The 17,127-nt window shown below is 51.0% G+C and carries 12 protein-coding genes; 1 reads left to right on the plus strand and 11 read right to left on the minus strand.

All coding sequences use genetic code 11. The features are described from left to right. Window positions 1-12: 12 nt before the first annotated feature. The 9 genes from CI959_RS19680 to CI959_RS19725 form a co-directional block, all read right to left on the minus strand. On the minus strand, window positions 13-2,466 hold the full coding sequence (locus CI959_RS19680; protein ID WP_095231520.1) for a tyrosine-protein kinase: 2,454 nt from the start codon (window positions 2,464-2,466) through the stop codon (window positions 13-15). A 37-nt stretch (window positions 2,467-2,503) separates the two neighbouring features. Continuing rightward, window positions 2,504-3,301 carry a polysaccharide biosynthesis/export family protein gene (locus tag CI959_RS19685; RefSeq protein WP_057317743.1) on the minus strand — a complete coding sequence of 266 codons (798 nt, stop codon included), beginning with the start codon at window positions 3,299-3,301 and terminating at the stop codon, window positions 2,504-2,506. 47 nt (window positions 3,302-3,348) lie between these two features. Beyond that, a complete protein-coding gene (locus tag CI959_RS19690; protein ID WP_057317744.1) occupies window positions 3,349-3,777 on the minus strand; it encodes a BT0820 family HAD-type phosphatase in 429 nt (142 codons plus the stop codon). A 173-nt stretch (window positions 3,778-3,950) separates the two neighbouring features. Further along, window positions 3,951-4,355, minus strand: a complete 405-nt coding sequence (locus CI959_RS19695; RefSeq protein ID WP_005857929.1) for a hypothetical protein — start codon at window positions 4,353-4,355, stop codon at window positions 3,951-3,953. A gap of 5 nt (window positions 4,356-4,360) precedes the next feature. Beyond that, on the minus strand, window positions 4,361-5,473 hold the full coding sequence (locus CI959_RS19700; protein ID WP_095231521.1) for a transcription termination/antitermination protein NusG: 1,113 nt from the start codon (window positions 5,471-5,473) through the stop codon (window positions 4,361-4,363). Window positions 5,474-6,001: 528 nt separating this feature from the next. After that, on the minus strand, window positions 6,002-6,934 hold the full coding sequence (locus tag CI959_RS19710; protein ID WP_005857932.1) for a site-specific integrase: 933 nt from the start codon (window positions 6,932-6,934) through the stop codon (window positions 6,002-6,004). Between the two features lie 117 nt (window positions 6,935-7,051). Beyond that, the gene (locus tag CI959_RS19715; protein ID WP_005866465.1) at window positions 7,052-9,211 is read right to left on the minus strand and encodes a M3 family metallopeptidase; all 2,160 of its coding nucleotides are present in this window, start codon (window positions 9,209-9,211) and stop codon (window positions 7,052-7,054) included. A 41-nt stretch (window positions 9,212-9,252) separates the two neighbouring features. Further along, window positions 9,253-11,373 (minus strand): M3 family metallopeptidase, encoded by a 2,121-nt coding sequence (locus CI959_RS19720; protein ID WP_057317033.1) that lies wholly within the window; start codon window positions 11,371-11,373, stop codon window positions 9,253-9,255. A gap of 164 nt (window positions 11,374-11,537) precedes the next feature. Then, window positions 11,538-11,717, minus strand: a complete 180-nt coding sequence (locus tag CI959_RS19725) for a hypothetical protein (protein WP_005857938.1) — start codon at window positions 11,715-11,717, stop codon at window positions 11,538-11,540. Between the two features lie 108 nt (window positions 11,718-11,825). Here CI959_RS19725 and CI959_RS19730 point away from each other — a divergent pair, with 108 nt between their 5' ends. Next, window positions 11,826-12,773, plus strand: coding sequence for a nitronate monooxygenase family protein (locus CI959_RS19730; RefSeq protein WP_095231522.1), 948 nt, complete (start codon window positions 11,826-11,828; stop codon window positions 12,771-12,773). A 66-nt stretch (window positions 12,774-12,839) separates the two neighbouring features. Here CI959_RS19730 and CI959_RS19735 read toward each other — a convergent pair whose 3' ends face one another. Further along, a complete protein-coding gene (locus tag CI959_RS19735) occupies window positions 12,840-14,024 on the minus strand; it encodes a TolC family protein (protein ID WP_011966526.1) in 1,185 nt (394 codons plus the stop codon). 5 nt (window positions 14,025-14,029) lie between these two features. After that, entirely contained in the window at window positions 14,030-17,113 is a 3,084-nt protein-coding gene (locus tag CI959_RS19740) for an efflux RND transporter permease subunit (protein WP_008772501.1), read from the minus strand. Window positions 17,114-17,127: the final 14 nt, after the last annotated feature.

Here is a 17,127-nt window from a genome sequence, read left to right on the forward strand (position 1 = left end):
TTTGCGTATTAGTTATTTCTTCTTGTCACCGGCCTCGAAACCGTAACCATAGCCGTAGCCATAACCGTATCCCTTGCCGTAGCCGTATTTCTTGCCGTAACCGTAGCCGTAGCTGTTCTTGCGCTTGCTCATGTCAAGGCCGTTGATGACCGTCGCGAGCTTCGGGAACTTACGCTCACGCCGTAACACGTTGATGTAGTTGAAACCGGCCTTCGGTGTCACGTCCGCACGGCAGACGTACACGCACATGTCAGCCACACGGCCGATGATCGCCGTATCCGTAACCATGCCGATAGGGGCCGTATCCAAGATGACATAGTCGTACCGTTCCTTCAACCGGGCGATAGCCCTCTCCAGCACGTCACGGGCGACCAGCTCAGTCGGGTTCGGGGGGATGGGACCGCCCGGGAGGATATCGAGGTTAGGGCTGATATCGGATCGCTGGACCATGTCGAACAACTCCACGTGATCCGGGTCGCTCAGGTAGTTCGTGATGCCCTCCATCTTACGGGAGATATTGAACACCCTGTTCAAGCCCGGCTTGCGGATGTCCATGCCGACCACCACCACCCTCTTGCCCAAGTAAGCCAAGCTCACCGCCAAGTTGCCAGCAACGAAAGACTTGCCCTCGCCCGGTTGCGTGGAGCTGAAAAGGATCACACGCTCGTCCTTGCCTAGCATGAACAAGAGGTTCGTGCGCAATCCCCGGAACATCTCCTCCATCAGGTCGTTCTTGTTCTCACGCACCACGATCGAGCCCTCACCCGTCTTCTTGACCAACGGGAGCTCCGCCAATATCGACACCCCCGTGATCGCCTCAACGTCCTCACGGTTCTCGATCTTGTATTTCAACAGGTCATGAAGGTAGACAATGCCCACCGGGATCGCCAGGCCCAAGATCAACGCCGCAAGCATGAAGACCATCCTCTTCGGGGCGACAGGACGCTCATCGGCGAGCGGCTCCTCGATGATGCGGCCGTTGTTCGCCGTGGCAGCCAGCGTGATGGCGTTCTCCTCACGCTTCTGCAACAGCATGATGTACAACGTGGCCTTGATCTCCTGCTGGCGGGAGATCGTCATGAACTCCTTCTCCTGCCTCGGGGCGTCGCTGATGCGGCTCTCGAACTTGCTCGCCTGACGGTCGATGTCCGCCTTGGCGATCTGGAGGCCCCTCAGGACGCTGTTCACCGTCGTCTTCACGTTGCGGCGCATAGCCTCGATGCCGGCGTTCATGTTGATGATGGCCGGGTTGCTGTCCGAAGAGGTACGCAACAGGCGCTTGCGCTCGATGATCATCGTGTTGTACTGGTCGATGACAGAGGTGAGGTTTTGATCCCGCAGGCCCACGTTGGCAGGGATCACCTCGTCCATGTTCGCAGGATCGTCGATATAATTGCGGAGATACTGCACCAAGTTGATCTGCGTGGCGTTCTCCGTACGTTGTTGCTCATACCTCGAGCTTTCCTGCAACGCCATCTGGGCGTCGCTCGTCAAATTCGTCAGGCCGGAGCGTTGCTTGAAGGCAGCGAGCTCGCTCTCCGTAGTGCCAAGCTCGCCGTTGATGATACCGATGCGCTCCTCGATGAACTCAGCCGTCTTCTGCGCCACCTCGTTCTTCTCGTCGTTGGCGTCTTGGTTGTAGAACGACACAAGGCGATTGATGAAGTCCACGCCTCGTTGCCGCACCGTGTTCTTCAAGGATACCTTGGCGATCGTCGTCGTCTTGGACGAGGGCGTCACGCTCAACTCCTTGCCGTAAGCCTCGGCAGTAGACGTGGGCGTATGGACGTGGGCCACCAGCTCGATCTCCCCGCCCTCCAGCTCCGGTATGGAATCCATGCCCGTGAAACTGAAAACCCCCACGGGGGTGGGCAATATGGCGGGGAGCCTGTCGAAACTCTGCTCCATCGTCTCCCAGTCACCCTCCTTATCGATCTTATACTCGGCCCTCACGCCCAGCCTCCCGTCCACGGTATAGCGCATGCGCAACTCCACGGGGGCCACCAGACGGTCCGCCTCCTCGGGGGTGATGAACACGTTAACGGGGGAGTTCTTGTATAAAGGGGGGTTGAAGCCCAAGGCGTTCGACTCCTCCATGTCGATATACAGGCCCATATCGTTCACCACCTTCTTGATCAACGTGCGGGACCTCAGGATCTCGACCTCGTTGTCGAAGTTGCTCGTCATCGAGAGCATGCCGAGGTCCTGTATCGCAGCCAAGCCGTTGGCGGCGTTAGCCCCCTTCTTCTCGTCCTCCTTGATCAGCACCGACGACGTGACGTTATACACCGGCGTCTGGTAACGCAGGAAGACGTACATCCCGATGCAGCAGGCCAGCACGCTCGCCACGAACCAAGGCCAATAAACCATATACTTGAAAAACACGGCGTAAAGATTGATCTCACGCTCCTCCCCCTCCGGATTGTTATTATTATTATTGCTTGTATTTATACCATCGTCCACCATCTCTCTAAATTTTCAATTCTCAATTCTCTATTTTCAATTATTTAAGTATGTTCACCAACAGGCCGGCGATCGAGACCAAGATCGAGATCGAGCTCACCCACAACGTCGTGCTATTACCGATATCGGAGTTCTTCGCCTTCGTCTCGTTCGGCGTGACATAAAGGATGTCGTTCTGTTTCAAATAATAATACGGGGAGGTCACGATACCGGCGTCGTTCAGGTCAAGGTTGATGATCTTGCGCTTCCCGCTCTCGTCCTCGCGGATCAGCTTCACGTTGTCACGTACGCCGTAGATCGTCATGTCGCCGGCCATCGCCAACGCCTCCAGAACGTTCACCTTCTCGTTGCCGATCGTGAAGCTGCCCGGACGGGCCACCTCGCCCAAGACCGAGATCTTGTAGTTCGCCATGCGCACCGTCACGATGGGCGCCTCCTTCAAGTAAGGCCTCAATCTCTCACGGATCAGGCTCTCCGCCTCGTTCTTCGTCAAGCCGCCGACCCTCAGCGTACCGATCACAGGGAAGTCGATCTCGCCGGAGTTGTTCACGAGGTATTGCTGCAACGTGGGTTGCGTCGTCGTGTTGATGTTCGTCAGGGCCGCGTTCAACGGGGTCTGCACCGTCAGGTTGAACGGGGCCGCCGCCTGAGGGTCCGTCGTGTTGACCGTGATGCTCAACAGGTCCTTGGGCATGATCTTGGCGTCATACAGGGGAAGCGTCCCCTCGAGATCGTTCACCGCCTCCGGGTTCTGGAGGTAGGGCACGTTCTTGTAAGACGTACACGCCGCCAGCAAAAGGGGCAGCGAGAATAGGAACAGTAGTCTTTTGATCTTCATATTATTTTGTTATCGTTTTTATTTCTTTAAACACGGATGACACGGACTTAACGGAAAAGGCGGGACAGGAAACCTTTGGGTTTCTCCGGCTCGTATTCCGACTCGTATTTACGCGTCAAGTCCTCATAGCTCAGTCTCTTGGTCACCATCTCGTAGATCGTGCCCCAGTCCGGGAGGCCGCCGAGGTTGCGGTCGTCGATGAAAACGTCCGCCTTCAGCTTGCGGGAGAAGTGGTTGTTCCGGTCTCTCTCCTCCTCCGGGTAGTCACGGTTCACCGCGTAGAACTCCAAGCCACGCTCACGGCAGAAGGACAACGCCTCCTCCAAGAGCCCGCCCTCACGGACCGTCCAAAGGATCAGCTTATGCCGATCCGATTGCAATTTCCTCAACGTCTCGATGGCGAAAGGAAGCTCACGCCCGATCGCCGGATACTTGTGCTCGACGATCGTACCGTCGAAATCTACCGCTATTATCATCTCTTTAATTCTCAATTTTCAATTCTCAATTATAAAAGGGCCGGACCACCGGACGGCCGGAGTGGTATATGTTAAAGCGGGGTCAGCCTATCGGCCAAAGCCAAGGGGTCTCCTAGCCGCTAGAGACGGCCATTGCCATCCGGGGGATCCGACCGTTTCTTTTCTGCCCTTATCTAATTCTCGCTTAACCGGGGCAATCCCTCCACCTCGCCGGCGTGCCATTCACGGTAGTCCGCCAAGGGAAACCCGGGGACGGTCAATAGCTTGTAATCCGACCCGTCTCTTCTCAAGATATGCTTGCGAGTATATGAGCGGAGCGAGCGATCCGTAACGGACACCATCACGATCGGGAACGGGTAGGCGAACAGGCGCAACGGAGTGGTCTCGCTATCCGGGAACGCACGATGCAGCTGGTAGGCCGAACGCTCGAACGCTACCCAGTAGGGACCCGTGCAGTACAGGTGTATTGAGTTTCGGTTCGCACGCTCACGATCCATGATCTCTGTCAAACGCTCACGCAACAGGTTCATCAGCCGGATGCCCGAAGGGACGCCGCATGTCTCTCTCTCTTCTCTCATATCTTTTATTCATCGCCGTTCCCGTGCCCGAACCAGCGGTCGTAATCCCGTAAACGACGTATCAACACGGACTTGCTCCTCTTGGGCGAGGCCTCCTCCATCCAAGGGCCAACCAGCTCGTGCGCCATGCGCTGGTAGAGGCTGCTGTCCGTACAGCCGTACAGCGTGACCAGCAACAAGGCACGGGATTGCCCCGCTTTTATCACCGGGAGCATGCTGCGCATCGTAGAACGCAAACGATCGAACTCATCCGACTCGCCCAAAAGCAGATAGGCTGGAAGGAGCAAAGAGTAAAGCTTGCAACGGATCACGTCGGTCTCACCACGGAGAGAGGCGTAGCCACGCAGGACCTCACGGGCCAGACGGGCATCCTCATCCACTACCACGCCAGAGGCGTGGTAACGGCCCAAGGCCCCGTGCAAGCCCTCCGACAGACGGTCGTTGTCCAAATGGGTATACACGTGCTTGCCCCCCGTGTTCAGCTCGATCAACTCGTACTCCCCCGCTCTCACCTCGAACAAGGGGACCCACAGGCAGTCGAGGATACGCACCATCACGTCCTTATGCCCACCGCCCGGCTGCACCACCACCTCCGCCTCCATATTGGAAAAAGGGCCGGAGGTGATACGCACACGGTCGCCTTTCAACAAGCGGCCGCTATCTGGCACGTACACCGGAAGCTCGTTGGAGTAAGAAGCCGCGACCCAACGCAAGGTATCCATCTCACGATCCGAGAGGTACGGGAAATAAGACCGCCCGCCGGAGGAAACCCGGGGGAGGAAATTATACAGGGGAAGCGTACGCTTCAGGCGGAAGATCTCGTCCTCCGAGGCGTGGACGAACACGTAGTTGTACAACAGGGGTTGCCTCGTGTTGACCATCTTGCCGCCCACCTTCCTCGCCTCGACATACGAGGGGGAGAAATACTCGAACAACGCCTCACCACGACGCTCACGGCGGGAAAGCTCAGCGTCCAGCCCCTTCGAGGGACTGATCCTGTCACGCCCGCCACCGGCGGTAGGGAGCGTGAGCACGTACCAGCGGACGGCCTCCTGGTCACGTCGCTTCAGAACATGCGCCATGAACCCATCCGAGCACTTGCCTGTCAATATATCCATCTCTATGATTATCTTTTCCAGTGGTTATCCCATGGTCCGAAAACAGACCCCACGGCAATTCAGAGCCCTACCAAGAATCATTTATATCATCTTGATAAACAGTACTTTATATTTTTAAATGTGGCATTACTGAAAATTACCATCTCTCGAAATCTTAGGCTACTTGGGGAGTAGCCTAAAAGGTGCGAGAACGGTTATCACCCGGTTGTAGAGACGGGGCACGCCCCGTCTCCCACTGTCTGATAGTAGCTTTAAGTTACCATTTGGAGGGGATGAGACGGGGCGTGCCCCGTCTCTACAGGAATACACACAGGTTATAAGGCATGGTGGAATGATACCGGGAACAAGAGGTCATTTCACCCGCATCACCATGTCTATACGTCTAGGATAAAATAAGAAAATCAAAGAATAGAGAGGATCAAACGCCTACAATGAGTAAACAAGCGCATTTGTTTGCTTGTTTTTAGTTATTTTTTACTACATTTGCGCCGTGAAAGAATACGCTACTCCCCAAGTAGCCTACTCCCTTTACCCTACTTTCGGTACATGATTGTACACACTCTCAAAACAAATTTTATTCACCGCAGACATCTTTTCCAACGAGAAACTTTTCAAATAGATTTGCGTAGTCTTGATCGATTTATGGCCCAATAGTTCGCTGATCATCTCAATCGGGACATCCTGTTCCTTCAAAATCATCGCAAAAGAATGACGGATCGAATATGAGGTGATCGGGATAGACACACCGCAGGCTCTCGCCAACCTCTTCAAATTCCGGTTAAAATGGGCCAAAGCGGAAGTGTACTCCTTGTAGGCTTCTTTTCCCACTTTTATCCCTTTCAAGAAAGGAAACAAATAGGGTGAGTCCTTACCTACATCACTTGACAGTTCCCTCAGCGACTCCCATGCGGTAGATTGTACCTCTATAAGCATCGGAGTACCCGTTTTCTGGCGTTTATATTCCAAAACCCCACCCCGGACATTCTCCTTTTTCAGATGAGCGAAATCCACGAATGCCATACCGCAAAACTGGAACATCAGGCACAATGCCTGCCGTGTTTTTCTCAGTTCCGGATCATCTAATGAGGCCGTCATCAGAGAACGTAATAAATCCTGTGGTAACGCCTTTTTGCGTTTGCTCTCTATACCCGTGAAAACTCCCTTAAATAAATAAGGGATATAGGGGGCCAACCCTTCCTCCACCGCCATGTTGTACACACAACGGATCCGACGCATATAGGTCGACACCGTGTTCCATGTACATCCTTTATTCAACAAAAAGGCCTGATAACGCCGAAGGTTCTCCTTATTGACATAAATATAGGGAATTACCTCCAACCCACAAAACCGCATGAATGAGTTCAATGCATCCTGATAGCTCTTCGCCGTGGAATAACGCCCATCCACACGCAATTTATAGATATACAACCTCATCCCTTCTACTAAATCCTTTTTCTCCATACTATCGCTATTTTTTCGTGATAAAACTTAGCAAATGTAATACAGATCCGGGAGGTTGAGCATATACAAAAAAAGGCGAACCAACCGGTCCGCCTTTATAAAATCTCCATTTCTAGATTATTTCAGTCCTCTATTCTTCAGCAACGGATCCGTACCCGGTTCCTTGCCACGGAAATTCTTGTACATATCCATAGCGTCGTCGATACCACCCGGGGTCAGGACATATTTACGGAATTTATCGGCACATTCTTGATTGAAGATATCGCCGGTTTCCTTGAATGCCTCGAAAGCGTCGCAATCCAATACCTCGGCCCAGATGTAGCTATAATAACCGGCAGTGTAGCCGCCACCCATCGTATGGTTGAAGTAAGTCGTACGGTAACGGGAAGGGATTTGTTTCAGCAAACCACGACGGCCTAACGTCTGTTGCTCGAAATCCATCACGTTCAAGTTGGCCGGAACATTATTCGTCTGGTCAACGAACTTGATCACCTTCTTATCCGCAGCGTCACCACTGATCGCATGGAAATCCATATCCAGATAAGAAGCCGCCAGATACTCCGTCGTAGCGAAACCTTGTCCGTACTTACCGCTCTTATCCAACTTCTCGATCAACTCGGCCGGGATCACCTCGCCGGTCTGATAATGCTTAGCGTACACCTTCAATACTTCCGGCTCGAATACCCAATGCTCCATAACCTGTGAAGGCAACTCCACGAAATCACGAGGAACACCGGAAACACCGGAGTAATGCACGTCACGGAACAAGCCGTGCAAACCATGACCGAACTCATGGAACAATGTATTCGCCTCATCAGCGCTCAACAACGCAGGTTGTCCCGGAGCGGGCTGGCTAAAGTTACAAACGATCGTTACGACCGGAGCCACACGCTTGCCATCCTTATAAGCCTGCGGACGATAAGAACCGCACCACGCACCACCACGCTTGCTGGCACGAGGGAAGAAATCGAAATAAATAACGCCCAAATGAGAGCCATCCTTATCTTTGCACTCAAAAGCCTGCGCTTCCGGATAAGGCAACGGAATATTACGGATCGGGGTGAACGTGATACCATATAACTTATTAGCTACATAGAAAGCACCCTCACGAACATTATCCAACTTCAAGTAAGGACGAACCTCATTCTCATCCAAATTGAATTTAGCCTTCTTGGCCTTCTCGAAATAATAACGCCAATCCCAGCCCTCGGCCTCGAAATTGCCGCCTTCTTTCTTGATCTCGGCGTTGATATCGGCCAATTCCTCTTTCGCTTTCGCCAAAGCAGGCTTCCAAACCTCGTCTAGCAATTGATAGACCTTATCCGAGCTTTTCGCCATACGATCCTCCAACACGAAAGAAGCGTAATCATCATAGCCCATCAACTTCGCTTTCGCCAAACGAGCGGCAACCAAATCACGAACCACTTCCTTGTTATCGTTCTCATTATTATTATTACCACGGTTGATATAAGCGTTGAACATCTTCTCACGCAACTCACGTTTATCGGAATATTGCAAGAACGGCATCACGCTCGGGTTCTGCAAGGTAAATACCCATTTGCCTTCCATCCCGGCATCCTTAGCCGCTTGAGCGGCGTTAGCGATCAAGGTCTCGGGCAGACCGGAAAGATCCTCCTGCTTGTCGATCACCAATTTGAAAGCGTTCGTCTCTTTCAGCATATTCTGTCCGAAAGTAAGCTGTAACATGGAGATCTTGCTATTCAACTCACGCAATTTAGCCTGATCCTCAGCGGAAAGATTAGCGCCGCCCCGAACGAAGTCCTTATAAGTCTCCTCCAATAACTTCATTTGCTCCTTATCGAGACCCAACTCATCCTTCTTATCGTATACCGCCTTCACACGAGCGAATAATTTCGGATTCAAGTTGATATCATCACTATATTTTGACAATAGCGGCGACATCTCACGGCTTAACGCCTGCATCTCATCATTCGTATTCACGCTATTCTGTCCACCAAAAACGATCTGGACCTTCCTAAGCAACGCACCCTGCTCATCCAAAGCGACAATCGTATTCTCGAACGTAGGCTCCTCCGGGTTATTCACGATCGCCTCGATCTCCTTACGTCCCTCTTCCATGCCTTGCAATAGGGCCGGTTTGTAGTGCTCGAACTTGATTTGATCAAAAGGTGGAACTCCAAACGGGGTGGTATATTCCGCAAAGAACGGGTTCTCACCCTCCACGGTCTTCTTTTCGGAAGTACCGCAGGCAGTAAGCATAACGGCTAATCCTGCTGCCATAATTAATTGTTTCATCTTTACTGATTTTTTGATTTATGAGTTATAAATTGTTCTGCTCATTTTAGCCCTCTGTTCTCCAACAGCGGATCGATGCTAGGTTGTTTGCCACGGAAATTCACGTACATGTCCATAGCGTCGTCGATGCCGCCCGGGGTCAGTACGTATTTACGGAATTTAGAGGCAACCTCCGGGTTGAAGATATCACCCGTCTCCTTATAAGCTTGGAAAGCGTCGCAATCCAACACTTCCGCCCAGATATAGCTATAATAACCGGCGGTATATCCACCTTCCATCGTATGTCCGAAATAAGTAGAGCGGTAGCGAGACGGAATCTGACGGATCAGACCACGATCGCCCAAGACCTTCGCCTCAAATTTCTCAATATCCAAATCGGCAGGGATCTCTTTCAATACATGATAATCCATATCCAGATAAGAGGCGGCCAGATACTCCGTCGTAGCGAATCCTTGTCCATACTTGCCACTCTTGATCATCTTGTCTACAAGGGCTTGCGGTATTACCTCGCCGGTCTGGTAATGTTTAGCGTACACTTTCAATACCTCCGGCTCAACGGCCCAATGCTCATCGACTTGCGAAGGTAGCTCCACAAAGTCACGAGGCACGTCGGACACGCCATAATAATGAACATCGCAGAATAAACCGTGCAAGGCATGACCGAACTCATGGAATACGGTCTCGGTCTCGTCGGCCGTCAAAAGCGCCGGTTGTCCCTCCGCCGGTTTGCTGAAATTAAATACGGTAGTAACCACCGGGGCTACCCGTTTCCCATCCTTATACGTTTGTGAACGGTAACCGCCGCACCATGCGCCACCTCCTTTGCCCGGGCGGGTAAAGAAATCCATATACAATACGCCCAGATGCGTACCATCTTTATCCTTGCACTCGAAAGCGAGAGCGTCGGGGTCCGGTTTCGGGATGTCCTTGATCTCGGTAAACGTGATACCGTATAATTTATTGGCTACATAGAAGATGCCCTCACGTACATGTCCCAACTCAAAATAAGGACGCATCTCGTTCTCGTCCAAGTTATATTTCGCTTTCTTGGCTTTCTCGAAATAATAACGCCAGTCCCAGCCCTCGGCCTCGTAATTACCGCCTTCCTTCTTGATCTCGGCGTTGATATCGGCCAATTCCTCTTTCGCTTTCGCCAAGGCAGATGGCCAGATTTTATCAAGCAAGTCGTACACGTTCTTCTCGTTCTTCGCCATATTCTCTTCCAATACGAAAGCGGCATAATCCTCATATCCCATCAATCGGGCTTTCTCCAGACGAGCGGCAACCAGCTGCTTAACGACCTCCTTATTATCATTCTCATTATTATTGTTGCCACGATTCGTATACGCCTTGAAGATCTTCTCACGCAAATCACGCTTATCGGCGTATTGAAGGAAAGGCATCACGCTCGGATTATGGAGGGTAAACACCCACTTACCATCCAGACCATTCTCTTGGGCCGTTTGCGCCGCCTTGACGATCACGTCTTCCGGCAGACCGGATAAGTCCTCTTTATTATCGATCACTAATTGGAAATCGTTGGTCTCTTTCAGGGTATTCTGTCCGAAAGTAAGTTGGAGCATGGATATCTTCTCGTTCAGCTCACGCAACTTCGCCTGCTTATCCTCCGGCAGATTGGCTCCTCCCCGGACAAAGCTTTTATAGGTTTCCTCCAACAGCTTCTTCTGTTCCTTATCCAGATGGAAGCTCGCCTGATTCTCATATACGGATTTCACCCGGGCGAAAAGCTGGGGATTTAGGCTGATATCATCCGAATGTTTGGATAAAAGGGGATAAAGCTCACGTTCGAGCTCTTGGATCTCGTCCGTGGTATTCACACTGGATTGGCCACCGAAAGCATACATTACTTTAGTAAGCAACTCGCCACTTTGGTCTAAGGCCACGATCGTATTCTCGAATGTCGGCGCATCCGGATTTGCCACGATCGCCTCGATCTCCTTCGACTGCTCTTCCATGCCTTTCAAAAGAGCCGGCTTGTAATGAGCCACCTCTATTTGGTCAAACGGAGGCACCCCGAACGGTGTCGTATACTCCGCAAAAAACGGATTGGGTGTAGCGCCTTCCGCTACATCGCTTTTCTTTGAGGAGGAACAAGCTCCCAAAATAACCGCTAAACCTGCGGCCATAAGCGTTTTATTCATGCCATTGTTATATTAGAATTACAATGGACAAAGATAACGAAGTTTTGCGTTACAATTCTATTTCAAATTGTTATTATTTAGAATCCGGAAAAAGATTTTCACAATTCACACAAAAAAGATCCCCAAAGGGAGATCTTCCCTTCGGGGACCCAATATGCTTTCATTCAATGTTCAATCGAATCGCTCTCTATACCGTCCTCGATATTTTCATTTTCGATCGTTTCTTGTAAATCTTGAATGTCATTAGACGTGTAATCATCCGACAATACCGAATTGGTAGACATGGTCTCATCGTGAAGATCATCGCTCTCATCCCATAACGTTTTCATTATATTCTCTGGCATATCTCTTATATTTTAAAGTTATATGCCTATTCAACAACCTCGACAAAGAAATTGTTGTTCCAATAAAAATAGTTCACTAATTTTAGCGAGATTAACGCAAGAAATAATATGAATCGAATTTGTAGTCTTTTTGGTATTCAGTATCCCATCATACAGGCGGGAATGGTTTGGTGTAGTGGTTGGCGGCTAGCTTCAGCGGTTAGTAACGCCGGTGGATTAGGATTGATCGGGGCAGGCTCCATGCACCCGGAAGTGCTCCGGGAACATATCCGTAAATGCGAGGCGGCGACCGACAAGCCTTTTGGCGTGAATGTCCCGCTAATGTACCCGGAAATCGATACCTTGATGCGGATATTGGTGGAGGAAAAAGTGAAGATCGTATTTACCTCCGCCGGCAACCCGAAAACATGGACAAAGTATTTGAAGGATCATGGCATGACGGTCGTTCACGTGGTAAGCAGCTCTAAATTCGCCACGAAATGCGAGGAGGTCGGAGTGGATGCCATCGTTGCCGAAGGCTTCGAGGCCGGCGGGCACAACGGACGGGAGGAAACAACTACGATGTGCCTGATCCCCGCTGTCCGGAAAGCGACCTCTCTCCCCCTTTTGGCGGCAGGAGGTATCGGAAACGGTCAAGCGATGCTAGCGGCACTCGCACTAGGGGCCGACGGCGTACAGATAGGCACTCGTTTCGCCCTAACCAAAGAAAGCTCGGCACACGAGAATTTCAAGAAACTATGCTTGAATCTTAAGGAAGGCGATACGAAGTTATTATTAAAGAAACTGTCTCCTACCCGTCTGGTAAAAGGAGATTTCGCTACGGCAGTGGAAGAAGCGGAAGCCCGGGGAGCGTCCGTGGAAGAATTACGTGAGTTATTAGGCAAAGGACGTGCCAAGAAAGGAATCTTTGAGGGCGACCTAAAGGAAGGCGAGTTAGAGATCGGACAGGTAGCGTCTTTATTCTGGGAGGAATTATCCGTGGAAGAGGTGATGAAAGAATTGATCCGTGACTTTAAGCGATCCTTAGAGAACGTAAAAACACAGTTGTGTTCGTAAGAAAACACAACTGTATCTGTGGATAAACACAACTGTGTTCAAGAGAAAACACAGTTGTGTTCCTTATCATAATCGATACTTATACAATTGTGCCATGACCTTTTGGTATTGGTTTTGCAATTGCAGGTAGTTTTGCACGCTTTGGTAATAGGTCGTCACATCCACGAAATACTCGATCATAGATATTTGTCCGGCCTGTATAGCCTTGTTCAACAAGACCAAGCTATTCTGCCTTTTCAGCACATCCTTATATTCATCGATAGATTTCTTTAAGGAGACAGACTGGTCATATAGCTGCCTCAACCCATTCTCTACCGTGAAAGAAGCGCTCTCCAACTGCATCTCCGTATAGCGGGCCTGAGCCTTCGCCTGTTTCACGTTATTACGGTTCGAGAACAACGGGATGGTGATTCCTACCAAGAAACCATTGAAACGCTCTCCACCCGAGGCGGGATTCATACGATACCCTAACTCAAAGCCGGGCAGACCTTTCGCCTTATTCACGCTCACCTGCCGAAGAGCTGTCGTCTGGTCGCTACGCAAGGTCTGTAATTGCGGATCGGATTGCATCGCCTCCGTCCGCAGCTCATCAAAGGAAAGCACATCCTTATCCGGCAAGGCGTAAACCGTATCCGTAAACTCGATAGCGATACCGCCATTCAAGGTAGCCAGCTCCTGCAGCTTGGCAATACGGGAAGTCTCGTTCATCCGGGCCTCTGTCCGAGCGTTCAATAATTCCAGATCGATCTTGTTTGTCTCAAGGATATTCGCATTTCCTTTCTCCAAACGAGTCGCATAAAAAGCGGAAAGTTGCTCGGCGTTCCTAAGACGGGTATCCAATAGGTTCTTCTGCTGGTTCAACAGCACCAAATCTAGGCAAACCTCTTTCACCTGCAACAAGATTTGCTGACGAAAAGCCATCCCTTGACGATCCAAACCCGCGGATTTCGCCTTCGTCAGCTTATGCTTCCGGACATATACGGACGGGAAATCAAAGCTTTGGGAAGCCACGAACTCGCCCGTGAATCCCATCCCTTCTTTATTCCCCCAGAAATGCGAATAAGAGACCGAAGGGTCTGGCAAATTATTATCCAACTTCGCCTCCAGCTTCTGCGACTGGACCAACTGGCTGTTCGCCTGTAAATCCTTATTGTTCGCCTCCACGCTCCGGAGCACGTCCTCTATAGAAGTCTGGGCAGAAAGGCCGCCTGTCAATACAGACAAGGCGGCGACTATAATATATGATTTCATAAAACTTATTCTTTATTCTTGTTCATTATCAGATAAACAATCGGGATGATGAATCCGTTTAAGAACGTAGAGGTTAATAAACCACCCAAGATCACCGTCGCCATCGGGCTTTGGATCTCATTCCCGGGAAGATCGCCATTCAACGCCAACGGGATCAACGCCAAGGCGGAACTCAACGCCGTCATTAAGATCGGGTTCAAACGGTCTAGGGAACCTTGTATCACGGACTCACGCAATCCCATTCCCTCTCCACGCAAATGCGTATAGTGGCTGATCAGCAGCATACCGTTTCGGGTAGCGATACCAAACAAGGAAATGAAACCGATAATCGCCGGGATACTGATCTCGCCGGAAGTAAGCCATAGGATAATCACGCCACCGATCAACGCCAACGGCAGGTTCAACAAGATCACGCCGCTCTCCTTCACGTCCTTGAACTCATTGTACAGTAACATGAAGATCACCAATAACGACATCAACGACGTCAGCAATAAGGTACGGCTGGCCGCCGCCTCGCTCTCGAACTGGCCACCATATTCGATATGGTATCCCTCCGGCAAACGGATATTAGCCTCTACCCGATCCTGTATCTCATTAACCACACTTCGCAAGTCACGTTCCGATACATTGGCGCTAATCACGATCTTACGTTGCACATTCTCACGATTGATCGTATTCGGACCGGTCACCGAACGGATATCGGCCACGTAGCTTAGCGGCACTTTCTGTCCGGCGGCATCGATCATCAGATTGCTAATATCATCCATCGTGGCACGGCTAGCGTCGGAGGTCTTCACGGTCAGGTCGAAGCTCTTGCCATCGTCGTACACCTGACTTACGGCCTCTCCACCCAACATCACATTGATATATTCCTCGAACTCCGGCAGGGGAATGCCATATTTAGCCAGCAACTCACGTTTCGGGGTGATTGTCAACTGCGGACGCTCGATCTGCTGCTCTACCTTCAAGTCCACCAGACCCGGGATCGTTTGGATAGCGGCCTTGATCTGGTTACCGACCGTAAACATCAGGTTCAAGTCCGTACCAAACAATTTGATAGCGATATTCGCCTCCGTGCCGGAAAGCATAGCGTCGATACGATGGGAAATAGGTTGCCCGATCTCTATATTAGCGCCGCTGATCGTAGATAACTTCTTGCGGACATCATTCATCACCTCATCCCGACTACGGTCTTGCAATTCGAAAGGAGCCTCGATCTCGGAAACATTCACGCCCAAGGCATGCTCATCCAATTCCGCACGACCGGTCTTCCGAGCCACAGTCTTTATCTCGGGCACTTGCAACAGCAACGCTTCCGCACGGCGTCCGATCTGGTCCGACTCGTCCAAGGAAATTCCCGGAAGCGAGCTTACGTTGATCGTAAAAGAACCCTCATTGAACGGGGGCAAGAAACTACGTCCCAAATGAAAGAAGATCACCAAGGCGACCACAAACAAAGCGATCGTGGTACCTAGCACCCATTTCTGGTAAGCCAACGCTAACTCCAAAGCCCGTTTATACACCACCTTCAACTTCCGGGCTATCCAAGCCTCACGCAGTTCCTTCATTCCCGTCGCTTTACGGTTCAGCAAATAGCTACAAAGCACCGGGGTCAAGGTAAGCGCCACCACCGTAGAAGCAAACAACGCCACGATAAAAGCGATACCCAGCGGAACCAACATACGGCCTTCCATACCACTCAAGAAGAACAAGGGCACGAAGCTCACCACGATAATCAAGGTAGAGTTCAAGATCGGCATACGTACCTCACGGGAAGCGTCGTAAACCACCTCCAAGGTAGAGCGTTGCTGATCCGGAGGCAAGAGCCGGTTTTCCCGGATTCGTTTATACACGTTCTCCACGTCCACGATAGCGTCATCCACCAAGGAACCGATAGCGATCGCCATACCTCCCAAGCTCATCGTGTTAATCGTCAATCCCATGTAGTGCAATACGATGATAGAGACCAGCAAAGATAACGGCAAGGCTACCAACGAGATCACCGTCGTACGTATATTCATCAAGAACAGGAACAAGACGATCACCACGAAGAAACTACCCTCAAACAAGCTCTTCTTTACATTATTAATAGAGTTATCGATAAAATGACTCTGGCGGAATATATCCGTAGAGACATGTACATCCGCCGGCAAGTTCTTCCGCAAATCGACAACAATCTCGTCCAGCTTCTCCGTCAACTTCTCCGTACTCGTATCCGGCTGTTTGGTCACGGTAATCAGCACGGCTGGCTTTGTCCGCTCGGAAGCGGTTCCCAGCTTCGGGCTTTTACCGCCGATCTTAACCGTAGCGATATCACCCAGCGTAACCGGATACTCATTCACGGTCTTCACCACACCCTGAGCGATCTCTTCCGCCTTCGACGTAGACAATACACCCCGGATGATATACTCATTATCAAACTCATACAATACACCACCATTGGCGTTCCGGTTCATATTCCGACAAACATCCAACACCTCGTTCAACCCTACACCGTAGTGCTTCATACGAGCCGGGTCCAACAAGATCTGGTACTCCTTAATATCGCCACCGATCACGGCCACCTGCGCCACACCGCCCGTAGACAACAAACGGGGACGGATCGTCCAGTCGGCGATCGTACGTAAGTCCAACAAAGACGTGGAATCGGCGGTCAAACCGAGGATCATCATCTCACCCAAGATGGATGACTGCGGGCCTAAGGTCGGTTTACCTACGTTCTCGGGAAGGCTCTCACCCAAGACAGCCAGTTTTTCGGACACGATCTGACGAGCCCGGTAAATATCCGTACCCCAATCGAACTCTACCCAAACCACGGAGAATCCGGTGGTAGACGAGGAACGTACACGCCGCACGTCCATCGCACCGTTCACGGCAGTCTCCACAGGGAATGTCACCAAGCGTTCTACCTCCTCGGGAGCCATACCGTTCGCCTCGGTCATGATCACGACCGTTGGGGCGTTCAAGTCCGGGAACACATCCACGTCCGTATTAAACGCCGTGTACGTACCCCAGATCATCAGCAATAGCGCACAAACCAAGATTACCAACCGGTTGTGCAATGAATAATAAATTATCTTATTTAACATGCAACGTCCCTCCT

It is taken from the genome of Parabacteroides sp. AT13 (assembly GCF_002272965.1).
Lineage (GTDB): Bacteria > Bacteroidota > Bacteroidia > Bacteroidales > Tannerellaceae > Parabacteroides > Parabacteroides distasonis.